This is a genomic window from Candidatus Amarolinea dominans, assembly GCA_016719785.1.
Classification (GTDB): domain Bacteria; phylum Chloroflexota; class Anaerolineae; order SSC4; family Amarolineaceae; genus Amarolinea; species Amarolinea dominans.
The window spans coordinates 252,593-273,783 of record JADJYJ010000030.1; the positions used below are offsets into that span (position 1 = coordinate 252,593).

Genomic DNA, 21,191 nt, shown 5'->3' on the forward strand with positions numbered 1-21,191 from the left:
CATCGAACCTGATAGATTGATTGGCAGAGCTTGCGACCTGGCGCCATGCCGTCATTATAAAACGAAAACGCTAAAACCCAAATCCTGACCTGTCAGGTTGGGGCCTGTCACAGAAGAGGACCATCATGCCGGCCAAGACCCAATTCATCAGCAGCCTGCAGCCAGGCGATGCCGTGCTTGACTTTTTCCTGGTCAAACGCAGCCGGCTGCGCCCGTTCAAGGACCCGACCGCGGGTTCGTTTCTGTCCTTGCTCCTGAGCGATCGGTCCGGCGAGATCGGAGCGCAGGTGTGGGACAAGGCCGAAGAAATGGCGGACCTCATCAGCCCTGGCGCCGTGGTCAAGGTGCAAGGCCGGGTCCGTCAGTATCAGGAACGGATCTATCTGGCCATTCGGCAGATTCGCCCGGCGCGGCCGCACGAAATCGTCCCGACCGACTACGATCTGTCCGGCGCGACCCCGGCCGGCGAGCGTAACGTGGAAGCGATGCTGGGCGTCTTACGCGATGCCATCCGCACGGTTGGGCATCTCGATCTGCTCCGCCTGCTCGACAGCATCTTCGGCGATGCCGATTTCCTGGCCGATTTTTGCCAGGTGCGCGCCAGCCCGCTGCACCATGCCTACCACGGCGGCCTGCTGGAACACACAGTGGAGATGCTGGTACTCTCACGCCCTCTGCTGGCGCTCTTCCCGGCCGTGGACGGCGACCTGCTGACGACGGCCATCCTGCTGCATGACGTGGGCCGGGTGATCGAGGCTGGCGCCAACGAGAGCATGAGCCGCCTGCCGGCTGCGCGCCTGGTCGGCCATCAGGCGCTTGGCGACGCCTGGCTGGTCGAGCGCCTGGCGCAAATTCCCGACTTTGCGCCCGACCTGGCGCTGCGCCTGCGCCACAGCGTGCTGAGTCACCACGGTTACACCGGAGCGTCCGGCCCGGCCACCCTGGAGGCGCTGGCGTTGGCCCGCCTGAATACCCTGAGCACTGAACTAAACGAGACCACGCGGGCCGCGCGCCAGGCGCAGAGTCGTCACGTCGCCTGGACGGGCGATCTGATCGCCACACGCGGACCGCTCTACGTGGGCCAGGAATCGTCCTGACCATACTCATGTGACTGAAAAAGCAAAGGAGTGTTGTATGTCCAAGATGTTTCGTTCGCTCATCGTTCTTGTGATCCTGGGCACGTTGCTGGTCGGCGTTCTGCCCGCCAGCGGCGCACCGCCCGCGCCCGACAGCCTGAGCCAGGCGGCCCGCGGCGCGTTGACCATCACGCGCGACCTGGCAACCGGTGCGGCCACCTTCGTCCGCAGTGAAGGCGGCATCGTCAGCGGCATGGAGGCCGACGCGCTGGCGAAGGACCCGGCCGGCGCGGCCCGCCGTTTTGTGGCGCAGCATGAGGCGGCCCTGGCCATGCCCGGCGCCGCGCAGCAGTTGGCGCTCAGCGCGGTCGAGCGCGACGCGCTGGGCATGACCCACGTGCGTTTGCAGCAGGTTTTCCAGGGCGTGCCGGTATTTGGCGCTGAGGTGTTGGTACACTATGCGGCCGATATGCAGACGGTCAACACCATCAATGGGCATTTTGTGCCTGGTCTGGCGGTCAACACCAGCCCAAGCCAAAGCGCGGACGCGGCGTTGGCCGTCGCACGCTCGATTGATCCACAGGCCGTGGTTTGGGCCAAGCCGGAACTGCGCATCTACACCTCGGTGATTGACCCCGCCGTCAGCGGCAATCACCTGGCGTGGTTGATTCGCCTTGACAACGAGAAGATTCCAGCGCGCTTCTTGTACGTGCTGGATGCGCACAGCGGCGCGGTGCTCACCTCGTACAACGAACTGGACACGGCGCGCAATCGCCAGATTTACACCGCCAACCACTCCCAGTCGCTGCCGGGCACCCTGGTGCGCAGCGAAGGCGGGCCGGCCACCGGTGATGACGATGCCGATCATGCCTACCAGTACCTGGGCGATACCTACAACTACTTCTTCGCCTCCTTTGGTCGTGACAGCTACAATGGCGCCGGCGCCGCGATGAAAGCCACCGTGCATTATGGCTCCAACTACCAGAACGCCTTTTGGAACGGCACGCAGATGGTCTTCGGCGACGGCTTCCCGATTGACGACGTCACCGCGCATGAGATGACGCACGCCGTGACCGAAAACGAAGCCAACCTGATCTACCAGAACCAGTCGGGCGCACTCAACGAGTCGTTCTCCGACATCTTCGGCGAGATCATTGACATGACCAACGGCGCCGGCAATGACACACCGCCGGTGGCCTGGCTGATGGGCGAGGATTTGCCGGGCATCGGCGCCATCCGCAGCATGGCCGACCCCACAATTTACGGCGACCCGGATAAGGTCTCCAGCTATGACTGCACCACCGCGGACAACGGCGGCGTCCATACCAACAGCGGCATCCCCAACAAGGCCGCCTACCTGATGGCCGCCGGCGGCAGCTTCAACGGCCACACCATCACCGGCATCGGCCTGGACAAGATGGGCCGCGTGCAGTACCGGGCGCTCAGCCAATACCTGACCCAGGCGTCCACCTTCGTGGATGATCTCAATGCGCTGAACCAATCGTGCCAGGACCTGATCGGCAGCTACGGCATTACGAGCGCGGACTGCACGCAGGTCAGCGAGGCGCTGTTGGCGGTGGAGATGAACACCGCGGCGCCTTGCAGCAGCGGCGGCTGCGCGGTGCAGACGACGGTGGCGGACCAGGCCGCGTTCAAATCGCCGGGCGAGGCCATCCACACCGCGCTCATCATGTACCGCACGCGCGAACAGGTGATGCGTGGCGCGCCGGCCGGCGAGCACCTGATTGACCTGTACTACGAGCATTCGGGGGCCATGGCCCGCATCCTGGCGCAAGACTCCGCCCTGCGACATCACATGGCCGCGTTCCTGGCCGCGGTGGCGCCTGGCTTGGACGCGCTGGCCGGTCACCAGGATCGCGCCGCCCGCCTGACGATTTCGCCTGCCGCCATGGGCCATCTGCAGGCCGTCCTCACCGGTTTCGAGCAGGCCGATCCCGCCAGCCCGCTGGCCGCCGCGGTCCGCCGCGAACGCCAGCGCTTCGATCTGGATAAACTGACCAATCAATCGTTTTCAGCCGCCTGGGCCAGCCTCAATCAACAGATGCAGGCTGCCCGCTAACTCACAGGAAGGAACCTGCCATGACCATTCGACTCATGCGCAATCTCAGGATCTCGCCCTTGCTCTTGATGGCCGCAACCCTAATGCTGCTGCTGCTGGCGTTCGGCGGCGCGCTGGCCAGTTCGCCCAGCGTGCGCGTCGCGCCCGATTCGTACGAAGGGATCGCCATCAATGGCAGCCAGGCGAGCGCGCTCATCGGCGCCGACGTCAACGATCTCTTCGTCTTTGTCTACCATGCCGCCACCACCACCTGGGCCATTATTCCGTTCCAGGTGGATGAGGTGGATGCGACAGGCTATTACACCACCACCGATGAAATCCCCACCTTCGACGCCAACGACGAGATCGCCTTCATGGTCGGCGACCTGGGCGATCAGGCGCCGGCCTGGACGTGGCTGCTCACCAGCGACCGCCTGACCCTGCCGCGGGTGGAGGTCAAGGTGGCCGACCCGGCCAATCCGGCCAACGCGGCGTATGCCTACATCGTGCGCAGCCAGGACGCGCTGGCGCTGGCGCCCGCTGATTATGTCGCCTATGTGACGGCGGACAAGACCTTCGATACACCCGCCTACCTGGCCGGCCTATCGCCGTTGGCGTCCGGCAGCAGTGGCTGGCATCCGGGGCTGGAAAAACTGCGCATCAAGAATTACACCCCTTCCCCGCAGGACATTCTGGACCGCACACACCTGCGCATCGGCATCAAGCCGCGCTTTCTGGGCTTCTGCCTGCCCACGCAATATCTGTGCGAAGAAGATCTGGCGCAGTACCTGCCGCCCGACTTCGACCTGACGCCGACGAAGGATGGCGCGGTGCGCGTCGTGGGCGGTGGGCCATTGACCCCTACCCTGATCTACCGCGATAGTCTGTATGTCTCGTCCAGCTTGGATCTGGCTACGCTGGCCGGTGATCCCAACGTGTGCAGCATCGCCTATATGCGGGTGACGTTCGACCTGCGCGACCCCAACCTGAGCGCCTTCGCGCCCGCCACCTACTACGACGCGACCGGCAGCACCGATCCGGTCAACGGCGTCGCGCCGGGCACGGCCATCGGCGGTGCGCCGCGCAGTTGGGTGCAATACAGCGGCAGCCAGGGCAGCATCGTGGTGCTGGACAGCCTGACCGCGGCCGGCGGCGCCGCGGCGCACTACTATCGGGACAACAGCAGCGCCGGCAGCTGCACGGAGGGCGCCGATCCTGGTTCGAGCGGCTCCTACGGCGAATCAGGCACGGAAATCACTAACCCCACCGGCCTGCTCAGCATCGTCTTCTCCGGGGTGATCCAACCGCCGGCCGCCGGCCCCATCGGCGCGCCGATTCGCAGCAACCTGGACAATCCGCTGCAAGAGACCGCCAGCGCGCAGTATCTGTGCAGCGTGGCGGACCTCGACGGCAACCACGTGGTGGACGTGATCGGCGACATCGGGCCGGCCGCGGCGGCTTGGTCATGCCAGAGCGGCGACGCCTGCTACCTGCCCGCGGCCGATACCAATCAAGATGGCGCGGTGGACATTGATGACGTGCAGCTCGTCAGCGCCTGCTTCGGCTGGGCCTTGCCTTGACGGAGCGGCCAACTCTTGCTAGAATTGGGCCAACTATGTTAGACATCAGATTTGTGCGTGACAACCTGGAGATGGTCAAGCAGGCCATGCAGGATTTACAGGCGCTCGACGTGCCGCTCGACGCGGCCCTGGCGCTGGACGACGAGCGGCGCAAGGTTCTGACGGAACTGGAGACCCTGCGCGCCCGCCGCAACACCGACAGCCGGCGCATCGGCCAACTGCTGCGCGAGGGGCAGCACGAGGCGGCTGCGACTCTCAAAGCCGAGCTGGCCGCACTGCCCAATGGTATCGCAGCCCTGGAGGAGCGCCTGGCGCAAATTGACCCGGCCCTGCGCGACGCGTGGCTGCGCATCCCCAACCTGCCGCTGCCACAGGTGCCGGTGGGCAAGGATGAGAGCGAGAACATCGTCACGCGCGTCGAAGGCCAGCCGCGCGCGTTCGATTTCAGCCCGCGGCCGCACTGGGAAATCGGCGAGGCGCTGGGCATCCTGGACTTCGAGCGCGGCGTCAAGCTCTCCGGCTCGCGCTTCTACGTGCTGAAGGGCCTGGGCGCCCGCCTGCAGCGCGCGTTGATTAGCTGGATGCTCGATGTTCACATCATGGATCATGGCTACACCGAAATCTATCCGCCCTATATCGTCAAGGCTGAGTGCCTGGTGGGCACGGGCAACCTGCCCAAGTTTGCTGATAATCTCTACCATGACGCGGAAGAAGACTACTGGCTGATCCCCACGGCCGAGGTGCCGGTGACGAATCTGTATCGCGACGAGATCTTGCCGCCCGGCGCGTTGCCCATCTATCACGTGGCCTACACGCCCTGTTTTCGGCGTGAAAAGATGAGCGCCGGGCGCGACGTGCGCGGCATCAAGCGCGGGCATCAGTTCGACAAGGTGGAAATGGTCAAGTTCGTCGAGCCGGCGCAAGGCGAAGTCGAGCTACAAAAGCTGATAGACAATGCCGAAGACATCGCGCGCCGCTTGCAGATTCCGCACCGCATCATCCAAATGTGTACCGGCGACCTGGCATTTTCTGCAGCCGCCAAGTACGATGTCGAATTGTGGGCGCCCGGCGTCAACGAATGGCTGGAAGTCAGCTCCTGCTCGCTCTTCACCGACTTTCAGGCACGGCGGGCCAACATCCGCTACCGGCCAGACGCCAACAGCAAACCGCAGCACGTCTTCACCCTGAACGGATCGGGCCTGGCGTTGCCGCGTGTGATGATTGCCGTGCTCGAAAATTACCAGCAGGCCGATGGCTCGGTGGTGGTGCCCGACGTTCTGCGCCCGTACATGGGCGGCGCCGAGGTGATCCGTCAGGCATAGCGTCCGCTGAACGGCCAGAATTTTTGACAGTCACCCCCGCGGATGGTATACTGGCGGCGCTTGACAAGAGGTGTCAGGAGGGATGGCCGAGCGGTTGATGGCGGCGGTCTTGAAAACCGTTGTGGCGCTCTGCGTCACCGGGGGTTCGAATCCCTCTCCCTCCGCCAGGTACTAACCGGGGGAGGTCGCATAGCATGGTCTAGTGCGCCCGCCTGCTAAGTGGGTACACCCGCAAGGGTGTCGCGGGTTCAAATCCCGCCCTCCCCGCCATAGAAAGAGCCAGCCTGGATCAGGTTGGCTCTTTTGCTTTGGCCCGGCGACTGCAAGTCGCTGCAACCATTGCGAAGCCAACCTGCGTGGGCTGTGATGCATCCTCATGGTTGACCTTCTTTGATGTTCTTTGACCGGTGACGCGCTTCGTGCTACAATGTAGCATATGTCTGACAAGATTACAAGCAACGAGGTCAATTGATTATGTCAAAAGATCCTTCACAAACCACGGTGACGGAGATTCAGCGGCGCGTGGCTGCGCAGTGGGAACCGATCAGCACCTTCTTCCGTGAGCTGTGCGCCATTCCGAGCATAGCCGGCCAGATCGAGGCAGTCGGCAAACGCATGGCCCAAGAGATGGAGAGCCTGGGGTACGATGAGGTACGCTTCGATAAGATGGGCAACATCATGGGGCGCATCGGCAGCGGCCCGCGCGTCATCGTCTATGACACCCACATTGACACGGTAGGCATTGCCGATCCTGACGCCTGGAAATGGGATCCCTTCCAGGGCAAGATTGAAGACGGCGTCCTCTTCGCCCGCGGCGCCGGCGACGAAAAAGGCTCGGCGCCCGGCATGGTCTATGGCCTGGCCCTGGCCCGCGACCTGGGCCTGCTGGACGGATTTACCTGCTATGTGTTCGGCAACATGGAAGAGGACTGCGATGGCATTGCCCCCAATACCTTCGTCGAAATTGATCCGCAGGTGCGCCCCGATTTTGTCGTCATCGGCGAACCAACCAGGATGAAGGTCTATCGCGGACACAAAGGCCGCGTGGAGATGAAGGTGGTGGCCAAGGGCCGCAGCGCGCACGCCGCGTCCAATCACCTGGGCGACAACGCCATCTACAAACTGCTGCCCGTCATTGCGGCCATCCGCGACATGGAACCGCAGTTGGGCGATGACCCTTTCCTGGGGCATGGCAAGATCACCGTTTCAGACATCAGAGCGCAGACGGCCAGCCTGAACGCGGTCCCCGACGAAGCGACGATCTTCATTGATCGCCGCGTCACCTTTGGCGAATCCAGGGACGAGGCCATCGAGCAGGTGCGGCGCTTGATCCCGGCCGCCAACCAGGCCGCCGGTGATATCAAGGTGGATATGCTCTTCTACGACATCCCAAGTTACACCGGCTTCGTTTTTCCCGTGGACAAGTATTACCCGGCCTGGGCGTTGGACGAAAATCACGCGCTGGTGCAGGCTGGCCAGGCGGCGCGCACAGCCCTGGGGCTGCCCGCTGCGCCCACCGGCAAGTGGGACTTCAGCACCAACGGCACCTACTGGATGGGCAAGGCCAACATCCCCAGCATCGGCTTCGGCCCCGGAGATGAAACCACCGCCCACACCGTCAACGACAGCAACCGCCTGGATGACGTGGTCAAGGCCACAGAATTCTACGCCCTACTGCCCGCGCTGCTATAAGGAGATTCCGAGACTATGCAAACCAACTTACGCGGACGTGACTTCATTGGCGACACCGACTGGACGCGTGAAGAGATCGAGACGGCGCTCGACGTGGCTTTTGACTTGAAGCGCATGCGCGCCTTGAACCTTCCCCATGCCTACCTGCGTGACAAAGTGCTGGCGATGCTCTTCTTCTTCACCAGCACGCGCACGCGTGGCTCCTTCGAAGCGGGCATGGCGCAGTTGGGCGGCCATGCCGCGTTCATCGAATCGCAGACCACCCAGATCAGCCACGGCGACACCGCCAAAGAGATCGGCGAAATCTACGGGCGCTACTACGACGGCATCGCCATCCGCCAGTGCGACTGGAACTACGGCAACAAATACATCAACGATGTGGCCGCAGCCAGCCGCTCCCCGGTGCTCAACATGCAGTGCGATGTCTACCATCCCTTCCAAATCCTGGCCGACCTGATGACCATCATGGAAAAGAAGGGCAAAGACCTGCGGCGCAAGAAGATCGCCGTCTCCTGGGCCTATGCCGCCAGTTACGTCAAGCCCATCTCGGTGCCGCAGTCTCTCATCATCCAGATGAGCCGCTTCGGCATGGATGTGGTACTGGCGCATCCGCCGGAGTACAGGCTGATGCCGCACCTGCTGCAAGAGGCGCAGGATAATGCCAAACGCTACGGCGGCAGTTTCAGCGTCACGCACGACATGGACGAAGCCTTTACCGGCGCCGATGTGGTCTACCCCAAGAGCTGGGGCTGCCTGCTGACCACCGAGGATGGCGGTCAGGCGGCCGAGATTGCCAAAAAATACACCAGTTGGATCACCGATGACCGCCGCATGGCCCTGGCCCACGACGACGCCATCTACATGCACTGCCTGCCCGCCGATCGCAACATCGAAGTGACCGACAGTGTCATTGACGGCCCGCAGAGCGTGGTCTACGACGAAGCCGAAAATCGCCTGCACGTGCAAAAAGCGGTCATGGCGCTGACCATGCCTTGATGCGGGATTTGACCTGATCTGTGGCCGGCGCCGGGATCAGCAGGGCCACCCACCCCTGACACCCCGGCGATTGCCACCATGCCGGCTGCCTGATCTGGTCCGAAGAAAGTCCAAAGAAAGTCCAAAGAAAGTCCAAAGAAAGTCCAAAGGAAGCCCAAAGAAAGGAGCAGGAGGAAACATCGCCCTATGAACCGACTCACCACCACTCACAACTGGCGTACACTTCTCGTGGTATTTGTCGCCGGAATGCTCGTCGGCCTGTTCGTCCTGGGCTGGGGATTATTCCCCGTCAAATGGACGAACGCCAACCTGCGTGACCTGCGTGAAGGCGCGCAAAATAACTATCTGGCAGCCGTGGCGGATTCTTATGCCGCCGGTGGCAACTTCGACCTGGCGCAGCAGCGCCTCAAGGAATGGACGCCGGCCGAAGCCCGCACCCGGCTGGACAAGCTGGCCGCGCGCTACGGCGCCGAAGGCCGTATCCAACAAGCGCAGAATGTGCAAAGCCTGGCCGACGCGGTGCAGGCTGCGCCAGCGGCCGCGCCGCCCACCGCCACGCCGACGATCACCACAGGTATCATTCAACGCAACAGCAGCCTGCTCACCCTGCTCTGCCTGCTGTTAGGAGTCCTCGTCATCGGCGCCGGCCTGGGTCTCCTGGCCTGGGTGATCGTCGCACGCCTACAGCAGCCGGCCGCCATACCCGCAGGGGCTTTGCCAACGATCGAACCGCTCCCCACGGGCAATGTCATAGATGGCGAGATAATCGGCGCCTACAGCGCAGACGCGGAACCACCGTCGCGACTTACAGCCACCACGACAAGTTATCGGCCGCCGCCGCCGATCCCCGACACTGTTTCAACCTTGCAGGAGCCTGCGCTACCTGTCGCTGCGCCCGCCAGTCTTGCGCATGAAATGCCGGCCAGCACCACCCTGGTGCCCGGCAAGCGCCTGGCCGAATTCGATGCGGTCTACCACCAGGGCGATACTGATTACGACGAAGCCTTCGTCGTAGATGGAGAGGCAGGCGCCGGTTATCGTGGGGAATGTGGCATGGGTATCGCCAGCGCCCTCGATTCCGATTCCACGCAGGCCACCGCGCTCGAAGTATGGCTCTTCGATAAGAGCGACATTCACACGGTGACCACCGTGCTGATCAGCGACCATGCGCAGGGCAACCCGGCTCTTCACGAGCGCCTGGCCGAAAAAGGTGACATTCTGCCCATTGCGCCCAACCAAATCTTCACCATCCAAGCCAAAACGCTGGCCCTAAAAGCCGAAGTTACCAGCGTGACCTACGCTGAAGGCGCCGGGGAGCCGCGCAGTGTCTTTGAATACGTGACGATTCACCTGACAGTCTACGCCCTCGAAGCCTAGCCATCACAGGGGCGCCCACAGCGGCGCCCCTGTTTTTTTCCTCACGCCGCACGTCCAGCCACCCGCCTCACCGTCTTCGTGACCACAATCCTATTCAGTCGCCCGTGCATAGTGGCTACACTGTTTGTCAGTGCTTGCAGTCCGTTTGACCGCGCCGCCGGGTTTCGCACATCGGCGGGGCGCCACGACCCCAAAGCACGACACGTCACGGTGTTTCACGGGGGATTATGATGTCAACCTTCTTCTTACGTCACAGGCATCGCCTGATCTGGATTCTGGCCCTGGCCGTAATAGCCAGTTTTCCTGGCATCCCCGCGCTGGCAGAATCCGGTCCGCTGGCGACGCCCACCACACCGCCGGCCACCGCCACGCGCACGCCAACCCCCACGCGTACGCCGACTCCCACGCGTACGCCGACCCCCACGCGCACGCCGACTCCCACGCGCACGCCGACGCGCACGCCAACACGGACCCCCACCTCAACCGCCACCCGCGTGCCGCTGGTGGAACCGGTGCTCCTGGAGCCGGAAGATGGCGAGTCTACCAGTGCCCTGACCGATCCGCCCACCGGCAGCCCCACCCTGCGTTGGGCCAGCCAGACCGTGGCCACCCATTATTATGTCCAGTTGAGCAATTCCTCCGGCTTTGCCGTGATTCTGGAAGAGGCCGATACCCTGTCTACTGCCTGGACTCCCACCAAATCCCTGGGCGACGGCATCATCTACTGGCGCGTCAAGGCCGGCAACACCCTCGGCTGGGGACCCTACAGCAGCCCGCGCTTTTTCAGCAAAGACTGGAGCGCTGGCGGTGTGGTGGTCGCCCAGCCACTGGCGCCGGCCGACGGCGCCACCCTGGCCGCCTTCTCGGCGCCAGTCTTTTCCTGGAGCGAGGTGCCCGGCGCGGCGCGCTATCTGTTCCAGGTTGATGGCGACCTCAACTTCGGTTCGGTTGACTACAGTGCGCTGACGCTCAAAGCCGCGCATACGCCCACCGTTCGCCTGGCCAGCGGCCTCTATTACTGGCGCGTCACGCCCATTGATAACCGCGAACACTACGGCGCTCCCAGCCCGCTCGTCTCCTTCCGCCTGGAATGGAATGAAACCCCCAGGCTGCTGGCCCCTGCCGACAATCCCTACCCACCGCTGACCTTTTCCCCCGAATTTCGCTGGACGGCCGTCGCCGGGGCGCGTGAATATCGCCTGGAAGTCAGCACCAGCCCAGACTTCACCACCGTCACAATCTACACCACGCGCAGCGCCGCCTTCACGCCCGATCGCAACCTGGCCAACGACCAGGAATACTACTGGCGCGTGCGCGCGGTGGATGCCCAGTTCAACACCGGGCCGTGGAGTGAGGTGCGCCGTTTTCAGATGCGCTGGAACCTGGCCCCCCGCCTGCTGACACCGCTCAACAACCAGATTGCCCTGGGCCACCCGGTTTTTAGCTGGATGCCGGTGGCCGGCGCAGAAAAGTATCAAATCCAGGTAGATGAGAGCATCGGCTTTGCGGCGCCGATCAAATTCGATGAGCGCATCTACGGCGCCGTCTACGCGCACACGGGCTGGGGCGAAATTATTCTCAATGCCACCTACTACTGGCGCGTGCGGGCCATTGATGCGCGCGGCAACCTATCACCCTGGAGCGAAGTGCGCGGCTTTGATTTCGGCGCCCGTTTTGGCCCCAACCTCATCTTTCCCCCGCACTACGCTGAGTCTGACACCAATCTGGCCGTCACGGCTGACGCGACCCAGGCCACGCCTCTCTTCATCTGGGACACGGTCCACGATGCCGGCGGCGCCCGCCCATACCAGGCGGCCGATCGCTACATGCTGGAAGTGCGCGACGCTCTCGATGGCACGCTGGCCTTTTCGTTGACCACCGCCGGTCATGCCGCGGCGCCAACCACCAACAATCCCTTCTCCGGTCTACTCAATGGGCGCTTGTACAGTTGGACCGTCACCGCCTACGTCGGTTCGACGCGCCTCGGCTTTCCCATGACTTCGCTGGCGCGGCTGGACAGCGCCCGCCAGACGCTGCCTGCCGCCGCCCCCCTGCAGTTGCTTTTTCCAGACGATGGCCGCGAAGCCACCGTGGATGCGCCTATCCTGGGTTGGCAACCGGCGCCCGCGGCCACCAGCTACCGGGTGCAGATTGCCGAAGACCGTGACTTCAGCCGCCTCGTGGACGAAGCCAGCGCACAATTCCTCAACTACGTCCCCTGGCAGGACCGCCAGGCGCGGCTTCCCAACGGCGCCTATTTCTGGCGTGTGCGGCCAGAGCCAGGTGGCGACTGGAGCGAGGTGCGTCATTTCAACATCAGTCACCGTCTGCTCACCGGCAACCGATTCGACTACCCGCTGCCGCAGCCGCTGGTCGGCAGTGAACTCAACCAGGTTGCCAGCGGCAGCAGTCAGGAGTTGAAGGGTCTGTTTGTCGCGCAGGACCGTTACGTAGACGCCAGCCGCCTCAGTTGGGTCATCGCCCTCGACACCCAGTCCTATGGCGCCCTGCAATTTGGCATCTACTTCGACACCAATCATTGCAACGATCCTGACACGGCCGTGTGTCGGGGCGGAGCGGGCGCCACGAGTGACCCGCTCGGCAAAGCCATCAGCACGGACGACCTCTATCGCCCGGAATACGTCCTCTACGCCCAACGCAACGGCGGGTTGGCAAACGCAGATTCGACCTATCTCTACACCTGGAACGGCAGCGGATGGGGCGCGGCGCAGAGCCTGGCCAGTATCGGCGGCGCGGTCGCTGATACTGGCGAAGATATCGAAATTCGCCTGCCCTATGTGGCGCTTGGCTCCGGCGACGCCAACTGGATCGGCAGCCTGGCCCTGGCCGCGTTTACCAGCGCGGCCGACAGCGCCATTCGGCAGGCGCTGCCCGCGGCCACCGGCAACACCCTGACCCGCTTTGCCTTCACCAGTGACGCACTGAACCCCATCTACCCATTCGATAGTCCCGGCGAGGGGCTGCTGGCGCAGGTCGCCATGCCCGGCCTGCGCTGGCTGATGCCGGCCTACGACTCGGTAGATGGCTACCAGGTCGAAGTGGCCCGTGATCCTGGATTCACCGATGTCGTCGAAACCTGGGAAACCTGGGAGAGCAACTTCACCCCTAGCCCGCTCTACATGTTCCTGGCCACCAGCTTCACCACCAAGCAAGTCTATGCCAACAACCAGTCCTACTACTGGCGCGTGCGGGTGCGCCATGAGCTGATTCTACCGCCGCCCAGCACCCTCTTCGACTACGGCCCCTGGTCACAGCCAAGCCGTTTCACGCTGGACAGCCTGCCCACCGGCGGACTGACATCGGCGCCCACATTTACCACCCCCACTTTCTCCTGGCAGCGCGTCGAAGGAGCCTCTGGCTACACCTTGCAGGTAGACGACAACAACGATTTCAGTTCACCCCTGGTCAACCAAGCCGTGGACGGGATCTCCTTCACGCCGACGGACACCACCGGGTTCAGCGCCATAGGTGAAGGCACCTATTTCTGGCGTGTCGCCACCCGGCGCTCAGCCTCCGTGCAGGGGCGCTGGAGCGCCACGCAAAGCTTCACGCGCGCCTCGCCTTTTCCACAACCCCTGGCGCCCATCGGCGGCGTTGCCATTTCCAATCTGCCCACCCTGCAATGGGCTCCCATTCTGACGCCCACACTGGAGCCGCGTTTCGCGGTGCCCCGCTACCGCCTCAAGATAGACGATGACCCCAATTTTGGCAGCCCGCTCCAGGTAGACACCTCCTCCAGCTCCTTCACACCGGTCTGGCACCAGCCGTTTCGTGATGGCACCTGGTACTGGAAAGTGGCCTTCCTGGATGCCAACAACCGCGAAGGCCCGTATAGCCCGCGTGAGTCGTTCTACAAGGAGTATCAGGCGCCGCCGCTGCTGTCACCGCTGCCCGGCGCGGTGACCGGCGTCACCCCCACCTTCCGCTGGCAGCCCAGCGCGCCTGCCGCCTATTACCGTGTGCAATACGACCGCAGCGAAACTTTTTCCGCGCCAGTCACTCTCAACACCGACAGCACAACCTGGACACCGACCGGCCTGGTCGTGCCTGGCCACATCTACTGGCGTGTGCAACTGCTCGATTTTGACAACCAGGTTGGCCCCTACACCCGCGGCGATGTCAACCTGGGTGGCAAACAGATCATGCCTTTCATCTCGAAATAGCCGGCAAAATAGCCGGCAAAATAGCCCGATTGAAATGACCGGTTGAGAGGACACGCGCACGTGCGGCCCGTTGAAATTGCGGCGCGGCATCACCGCTTCTTGATTTTTCGCCCTCGTGGTAGAATCAGCCTCGCCTGGCGCCCCCCGCACGGCCGGCGACCGGTCGCCCAGCGGCGAACCGAGTCCAACCTGAAAACAAAGGACGTCCGATGCCACGCTTTTTCCGTCCCTATCCCGTTCGCTACCGTACCAACCAACCTGCAGCCTGCGCACGCCTGCATCCCCACGCGGCACAGCCTGTGTGGCGACTGCTGCCACTCCTGAGCGCGGCCCTGGCCCTGTTCCTGCTGACAGGCTGCGGCGCTCCCGGCCCGGCCGCCACCCCCACGCCGACCAAAACCCCAAAACCGCCGGCCACCGCCACCGCGGCGCCGGCGACAGCCACCCCGCTGCCGCTGCCGACCGATACGCCGGTTGCCACGGCCACCCCCGTGTCCACCGACACCCCGCTGCCCACGGCCACGCCCGCGCCCACCGACACCTCCGTGCCACCCACCAACACCCCGGTGCGACCCACCAACACCCCGCGGCCGCGCGTCGTTCCGCCCACCAACACCCCGGCCCCGCCGCCAGTTGCAGACCCCTGCGCGGGCATTGGCGGCGACGGCTGCAAGTTCAAAGTGCGCGGCGGCCCCGGCTTCCAGGACAACGGCGGCGGTGAGCTGAAGATGCAGCTCGCCTTCGTTCACAGCGGCGTGGATGGCGGTCAGCCGCAGGGCGACTATCGCATCCGCCTGTTCAAAGACGGACAGCCGGTGCCCGGTCCGGAGAACGTGCTCAGCACCGCCTTGACCGCCAACCAGGGGCCGCTCGGCAAGTACAACTGGGAATTTGCCATCCCGGCCGGCCAACTACCCGGCGGCAACGTCGGCGGCAGCTACAGCATGCACGTCCTGGACGGCAACCGCGAGCGCGACAGCCGCGACTTTACCTTCTCCCTGGGCAACAACCAGGGTTTCGTATGGATCTTATGGGATCAAAGCTAGGAGGAAGTAGTAGAGCACTGCCTGGCGGCAGTTCTGGTTAGTCTGGCAAGTCAAGGGCAGCTCGCAACGCCTGGCTCAGCATACCCATCAGTCTGGGGGTCAACGCACCAATGTAGTCAGTCAGCAGTGATTTGGGCAGGCTCACCAATTCATCACAGTGAATGCTGCTGTCGTGCTTCAAACCTTCAGCAATCCCAATCGGCACCTGTGTTGACAAGCCGTCGTGATTCGAATAAACAGGCGCGCAAATGACTGTGGAGAAACGGGAGTCAATCAAGACCTGTCTGCTCACGACTACGAACACGCGCGACTTCTTGGGGTCGCGCGCCGAGGGATTTGTCACTCGATACAGGTCACCGCGTTTCATAGAGCAACCTGGTAAGTCAACACGTCTTCGGCTTCTCGATTGAGGTTTTCAGCGCGCTGATTGATGATCTCGAGATCACGGGCATTTTGCTCTTCGCGTCTGCGTTGTACCAGGAAACTACGCACCGCCTGTTCGATGAAGTCAGAACGACTGGTATTGTGCGGACGCAAGCGATCAACGGCACGCAGAAGTTCTTTCGGCAAGAATACGATTGCCCTGGCCCGACCAGGCACATTTGTCATTGTTTGATGAAACATTTACCATTCTCCCATGCCAGGCATTCACGTCAATGCGGACTTTGTACAGGTATTATACCACACTCAGTTCAGGCAGCCATCTCGACAGGACGAGGCATCACACGGCGCGAGCGCGGGTGTCTAGCCTGCGGCGCGTTGCCAGGCGCTGGCAATGTCTCATGATTACACAAGGCGGGAGTGATTTCAACTTAGCAGGAGGTACGCCATGTTATGCCGATTGTTACTCACGTTGATTTTCCTCGGGGCGTTCGCACCTGGCGCCGCGGCCAACGCGCCGCTGCTGCTGACCCTCCCCATCTACACCGACTCGCTCGCCAGCGACTGGCAGAACTGGAGTTGGGGCACAACCCTCAACTTCAACGCGGCCGATCCGGTCAGCGGCCTGCCCGATCGGGCCATCTCCGTGCAGTACACCAACAACTGGGGCGGCCTCAGCCTGCGTCATGAAGCCATTCCCGTCACTGCCTATGACACCCTGCGCTTTGCCATTCACGGTGGCGGCGTGGGCGGCCAGATCATCCAGGTGCTGTTGCAGACCAGCGACGGGGGCGGTGAACAGCCGCCCGTGGCGCTCAATCAGTATCTGCCGCCCGGCGGCGTGCCGGCCAGCGCCTGGGCCGAAGTCGCCATCCCCCTGGCCGATCTCCTGGCCGATCCCGCGCCCAGCTTTGCGCGCATCACCTGGCATAATGACAGCGGCGGCGCCAATGCCGCCTTCTACCTGGACGACATCCGCCTGACCGCGCCCGACCCGGCGCCGCCGCAACTAACCATTCACAGCGCGCAAGGCATCCGCCGTCTGCCGACCGCCCTCTACGGCAGCAACGCCGCGTACTGGAATGGCAACATCCACGCCGACCCCGATCTCGTCGCCAAAGTGGCGGCCAGCGGCATCACCGTGCTGCGCTACCCCGGCGGCAGCAGCTCCGACGAGTACCACTGGGCGCAGTGGGATCCGGGCGCGGCCAACAACGCCTGGGCCATGAACACCACCGAATTCGTCAGCCTGCTGCAGGCCACCAACACGCAGGGCCTGTTCACCGCCAACTTCGGCAGCGGCAGCGCGGCCGAAGCGGCCGCCTGGGTGCAGTTCACCAACGTCACTCACAACTGGAACATTCGCCGCTGGGAAATCGGCAACGAAATCTACGGATCGTGGGAAACGAGTTGGACACACGATGGGACGGCATACATGCAGGGCGACGCCACCCATGACGGCGCCAACGCCTTTTGCGCAGCCATGAAAGCGGTTGATCCGACGATCGAGGTGGGCATCGTCGGCGCGCTCAACGCCACCGAATACAACGGTTGGGGCCTGGCCGTGCTCAGCAACGCCAGCGACTGCATTGACTTCTACGTCATTCATTACTACGCCCTGCCGCCGGGCAACACCAGCTATCAACAACTGCTGCAAGACCCGCCGAGCCACTGGCCCGCCATCCTGGCCGAAGTGCGCACCATGCTGGCAACCTACGCGCCCTCGCGCCATCTCGAGATCGTGGCCGACGAGTACAACGCCTACTACACCGAGCCGGAGGAACTGCAACTGCAGACCGTCAACCTGCTCTTCCTGGCCGACACCCTGGGCCAATTGATCCAGGGCGGCGTCGCCGCGGCCAATCAGTGGGACATCGTCAACGGGCTTTCCAGCAACGGCGGCGACTACGGCCTGCTGCTCAACTGGGACAGCTACCGCCGCACGCCCGGCTATTTCAGCTTTCCCCTGTGGCGCCAGATGGGCGACATGCTCCTCGCGCTGGACAACTCCGCCAACGCAGCCACCACCTTCAGCGCCTACGCGGCCCTGGCCAACGACGGCCTCACTATTCTCGCCATCAACAAGACGGATCAGGCTCTGGCAGCTACACTAAACCTGCAGGACTTTGCGCCCAGCGGCTCTGGCGTGGCCTACGTCGCGGCCGGCGCCAGCCTCAGCGCGACCAGCGTCAGCTACAACGGCAACGCCAGCCCGCCCGTCAACCTGGGCAGCGTACCGCCCCTGCCGGTCAGCGGCGTCGCCTCCACCTTCACCTACAGCTTTGCGCCCTTCAGCGTCACCACCCTGCGCCTGGCCGGCGCGCCCACCTGCGCCTGGTCCGACGTAGACTGTGACGGCGCCACGCAGTTGGACGACATCACCGCCCTGGCCGGGCGCTGGGGCAGCCATGAGGGTGACATTGGCTGGAACGCGCGCTTCGATCATGACGCCGATGGCGCGCTGACCGTGGTAGACGTGCAGGCCGCCGCCGCCCAATGGACGCCGTGAACGGCCGCGTTCACGCCCGTCGAGAACTACCGTTCTACACATTCAACAGCAGTCCCGCCAGAACGGCCGCGCGCGGCGCCAGTTGCCCGATCAAGACATATTCCTCATCGGTATGCGCGCCGTCGCCGCACACGCCCAGGCCATCCAGGGTGGGAATGCCCAACGCCGCGGTGAAATTGCCATCGCTGGCGCCGCCCACTGCACGCTCGACCAGGTCCAGGCCGATCTCCTGACCCAGGCGCCGCGCCAGCTCGAACAGACGCACGGTGCCTGGCAGGCGTTCCATCGGCGGCCGTTCCACGCCGCCACTGATCTGCAGGCTGGCGCCCGGCAGGTGTGGGCGCAGCGCATAGACCTGTTGATTGACCCAGGCTGCATCTTCCAGTCGCCACACGCGCGCATCCACCTGCATTTCAGCCGCCGCGGGCACGGTGTTGACCGCGCTGCCGCCCTGAATCAGCCCCACGCTGATGGTGATGCCGCGTTCGTAATCGGTCAGGTCGGTCAGCGCCCGAACCTGGTGCGCCAGCTCCACAATGGCGTTGATGCCCAACTCGTGCGCGCCGCCCGCGTGCGAGGCACGGCCCAACGCCCTGATCGTGAAGGTGCCCACGCCCTTGCGCGCCGTCTTCAACTCACCGCCGTAGAAGGCCGGTTCCAGCACCAGCACCGCCTCGGCCTGGCGCGCCAGCGCCTCGATCAGGGGGCGCGAGTCGGTGCTCGATAGCTCTTCATCGGCCGTGCTCAGCAGGATGACCGGCCGCGGCAAGGGTCGCCCCAGGCTGCGGATAGCCGCCAGGGCCGCGGCCGCCAGCAGGGCGCCGCCCTTCATGTCGTAGGAGCCAGGGCCATAGACGCGACCATCTTCGACGCGCGGCGGATTGCGCGCCAGGCTGCCGATGGGGTGTACCGTGTCATGATGGGCCAGGAGCAAGAGCGGCTTGCCGTCGCCGCCGGCCCAGGTGGCCTGCACCATGCTGCCGTTTACCTGGCCAGGGATGATCTCCACGGCCGCGCCGGCCGCGGCCAGGTGACCGGCCGCCATCTGCGCCATGCGCGTAGTGGCCGCCGGATCGTTGGAAGGGGACTCCAGCGCGCACCAGGCCAGGAGATCGCGAATCGCCCGGTGGCGGTGTGCTGGGGGGGGGGTGTCAAAGAGCCGCGCCCGGAATTACGAAGTAGGTCTTGATTTGACCGATTGGAGGTTCCAGCCGGTTTCTTAGCCAGCATGAACGGAAAGCCTGATCCGGTCACATTGGCCTGCGCTGATTTACGCTGCGCTGAATGTGGCGCTGTGCAGGGTGACGCGCAGCAGCGCCTCGCGGTTGACAATCACCCCCAGACCCGGCGCTGTGGGGACGCTGATCGTGCTGTCCGGGTTCAGGCTGAAGGTCGGCTCGGCAATGTCAGCCGTGTAATAACGGCTGCTGGCCGAGATGTCGCCGGGTAGACGGAAGTTGGGCAGGGAGGCCAGCGCCAGGTTGGCCGCGCGCCCGACCCCTGTTTCCAACATGCCGCCGCACCAGACCGGCACGCCGTGCGCCTGGCACAGGTCATGAATCTGGCGTGCAGGTATCAGGCCGCCGACGCGACCGACTTTGATATTGATGATGCGGCAGGCGCTCAACGCCAGCGCCGCACGCGCATGGAGCAGGGTGTGGATGCTCTCGTCCAGGCAGATGGGTGTCCGCAACTGGCGCTGCAACAGACTGTGCTCGTAGATGTCGTCATGATCGAGCGGTTGTTCGATCAACAGCAGGTTGAAATCGTCAAGCTGGCGCAGGCGCTCGCTATCGGCCAGGGTGTAGGCCGAGTTGGCATCAACCTGCAGCAGCACAGCGGGGTAGGCGCGGCGCACTGCTTCGACAAAGGCAATGTCCTTGCCGGGCTTGATCTTGAGCTTGATGCGGCCATAGCCCTGCGCCAGGTAGCCAGCGACGGTATCCACCAGGGCTTCAGGTGTGGCCTGAATGCCCACACTGACGCCCACCGGCACGCTGGTGCGTTCACCGCCCAGGAAAGTCGCCAGCGACTGATCGGCGTCTGCGGCCAGCAGCGCGGCGGCGGCCTGTTCGACGGCCGCCCGCGCCATGTTGTGACCGCGCATCCAGGCCCAGCGCTCGTGCAGCGCCGGCGGGCTATCGAAGGGCTGCGCCAGCACCGCCGGCACGAGGTACTGACTGAGAACGGACCAGGCGGTATCGGTGGTTTCGTAGGAATAGGCGGGCGCATCTCCCGCCACACACTCGCCCCAGCCGGAACCGCTCGGCGTACGCAGCTCAACCAGGATGGCCTGGCGCACGGTCTGCCGGCCAAAGCTGGTTTCGAATGGAGAGACCAGCGGCATCGCAATCAGATGCAGTGCGGCCTGTTCGATATTGATCATTCTGATTTCCTATTTGCCGAATGAATTCGGGACGAAGGGGCGTTCCGCCGCCAGGTCGGCCGCCGCCGACCAGTATTGCGTCCACGCAGGGGCACGCCCACCAGGCGCGATTTCAATCGCTCTCTCGACCTGTGTCTTACGCGGCGACCGCGCCGTTGCTCTCAACCACTGGGATCTGTGCTTTGGGTGCGGCCGGGGCTGGAATCAAGAACGGCTGCTGCGGTTCGTCGCCCTGCATCACCAGTTCACCGCGTAGGTAGCCGCCGTCATCCAACAAGAAGGAGTTGACACGCACGATTCCCCAGATACGCCCGCCCTCCAGCAGCTCAACGCGCTCGGCCGTGATGGTGCCTTTGTACGCGCCTGATACCGAAACCACCCTGGCCTGAATATCGGCCATGACACTGGCACTGGCGGTAATAATCACATTCGTGGGCGTGGTAATGCTGCCGCTTTCGATCACGCCGTCAATGCGCACACTGCCATCACAACGCAGGTTGCCACTAAACGTCGCCCGTGCACCGATCAGGGCCTCGATGGCATCAGGTTCCGGTCGCTTTTCTTTTCCAAACACCAAGTTCGT

General features: G+C 63.8%; 15 protein-coding genes and 2 tRNA genes. 12 read left to right on the forward strand and 5 right to left on the reverse strand.

The features are described 5' to 3' along the window. The first annotated feature begins 125 nt into the window (after positions 1-125). The 11 genes from IPM84_23605 to IPM84_23655 all read left to right on the forward strand — a co-directional run bounded on the left by IPM84_23605 (position 126) and on the right by IPM84_23655 (position 15,332). Positions 126-1,097 carry a hypothetical protein gene (locus IPM84_23605; protein ID MBK9095687.1) on the forward strand — a complete coding sequence of 324 codons (972 nt, stop codon included), beginning with the start codon at positions 126-128 and terminating at the stop codon, positions 1,095-1,097. A gap of 37 nt (positions 1,098-1,134) precedes the next feature. Continuing rightward, positions 1,135-3,156, forward strand: coding sequence for a M4 family metallopeptidase (locus IPM84_23610; protein ID MBK9095688.1), 2,022 nt, complete (start codon positions 1,135-1,137; stop codon positions 3,154-3,156). 20 nt (positions 3,157-3,176) lie between these two features. After that, positions 3,177-4,715 carry a hypothetical protein gene (locus IPM84_23615; GenBank protein MBK9095689.1) on the forward strand — a complete coding sequence of 513 codons (1,539 nt, stop codon included), beginning with the start codon at positions 3,177-3,179 and terminating at the stop codon, positions 4,713-4,715. A 35-nt stretch (positions 4,716-4,750) separates the two neighbouring features. Beyond that, positions 4,751-6,037: a serine--tRNA ligase gene (serS, locus tag IPM84_23620; GenBank protein MBK9095690.1), complete on the forward strand. Its 1,287-nt coding sequence runs from the start codon at positions 4,751-4,753 to the stop codon at positions 6,035-6,037. A gap of 76 nt (positions 6,038-6,113) precedes the next feature. Beyond that, positions 6,114-6,204: transfer RNA gene (locus IPM84_23625), tRNA-Ser, on the forward strand. 11 nt (positions 6,205-6,215) lie between these two features. Further along, positions 6,216-6,307, forward strand: a tRNA-Ser gene (locus tag IPM84_23630). A gap of 204 nt (positions 6,308-6,511) precedes the next feature. Beyond that, a complete protein-coding gene (locus IPM84_23635) occupies positions 6,512-7,729 on the forward strand; it encodes a YgeY family selenium metabolism-linked hydrolase (GenBank protein ID MBK9095691.1) in 1,218 nt (405 codons plus the stop codon). Between the two features lie 15 nt (positions 7,730-7,744). Continuing rightward, positions 7,745-8,725, forward strand: coding sequence for an ornithine carbamoyltransferase (locus IPM84_23640; protein MBK9095692.1), 981 nt, complete (start codon positions 7,745-7,747; stop codon positions 8,723-8,725). Between the two features lie 186 nt (positions 8,726-8,911). Continuing rightward, positions 8,912-10,102: a hypothetical protein gene (locus tag IPM84_23645; GenBank protein MBK9095693.1), complete on the forward strand. Its 1,191-nt coding sequence runs from the start codon at positions 8,912-8,914 to the stop codon at positions 10,100-10,102. 227 nt (positions 10,103-10,329) lie between these two features. After that, a complete protein-coding gene (locus IPM84_23650; GenBank protein MBK9095694.1) occupies positions 10,330-14,286 on the forward strand; it encodes a hypothetical protein in 3,957 nt (1,318 codons plus the stop codon). Between the two features lie 209 nt (positions 14,287-14,495). Then, the gene (locus IPM84_23655; GenBank protein ID MBK9095695.1) at positions 14,496-15,332 is read left to right on the forward strand and encodes a hypothetical protein; all 837 of its coding nucleotides are present in this window, start codon (positions 14,496-14,498) and stop codon (positions 15,330-15,332) included. Between the two features lie 37 nt (positions 15,333-15,369). Here IPM84_23655 and IPM84_23660 read toward each other — a convergent pair whose 3' ends face one another. Beyond that, a complete protein-coding gene (locus tag IPM84_23660) occupies positions 15,370-15,699 on the reverse strand; it encodes a type II toxin-antitoxin system PemK/MazF family toxin (GenBank protein MBK9095696.1) in 330 nt (109 codons plus the stop codon). Beyond that, positions 15,696-15,956: a hypothetical protein gene (locus tag IPM84_23665; protein MBK9095697.1), complete on the reverse strand. Its 261-nt coding sequence runs from the start codon at positions 15,954-15,956 to the stop codon at positions 15,696-15,698. Before IPM84_23665 ends, IPM84_23660 begins: the two co-directional genes overlap by 4 nt. 205 nt (positions 15,957-16,161) lie before the next feature. On the opposite strand from IPM84_23665, the gene IPM84_23670 reads away from it, so the two are divergent. Then, on the forward strand, positions 16,162-18,222 hold the full coding sequence (locus tag IPM84_23670; GenBank protein MBK9095698.1) for a hypothetical protein: 2,061 nt from the start codon (positions 16,162-16,164) through the stop codon (positions 18,220-18,222). Between the two features lie 34 nt (positions 18,223-18,256). Here IPM84_23670 and IPM84_23675 read toward each other — a convergent pair whose 3' ends face one another. From IPM84_23675 to IPM84_23685, 3 genes are all read right to left on the reverse strand, one after another. Further along, on the reverse strand, positions 18,257-19,276 hold the full coding sequence (locus IPM84_23675) for a M20 family metallopeptidase (protein ID MBK9095699.1): 1,020 nt from the start codon (positions 19,274-19,276) through the stop codon (positions 18,257-18,259). Positions 19,277-19,492: 216 nt separating this feature from the next. Next, entirely contained in the window at positions 19,493-20,608 is a 1,116-nt protein-coding gene (gene menC / locus IPM84_23680) for an o-succinylbenzoate synthase (GenBank protein MBK9095700.1), read from the reverse strand. A gap of 136 nt (positions 20,609-20,744) precedes the next feature. Then, positions 20,745-21,182, reverse strand: coding sequence for a polymer-forming cytoskeletal protein (locus IPM84_23685; GenBank protein MBK9095701.1), 438 nt, complete (start codon positions 21,180-21,182; stop codon positions 20,745-20,747). Between the last annotated feature and the right edge of the window lie 9 nt (positions 21,183-21,191).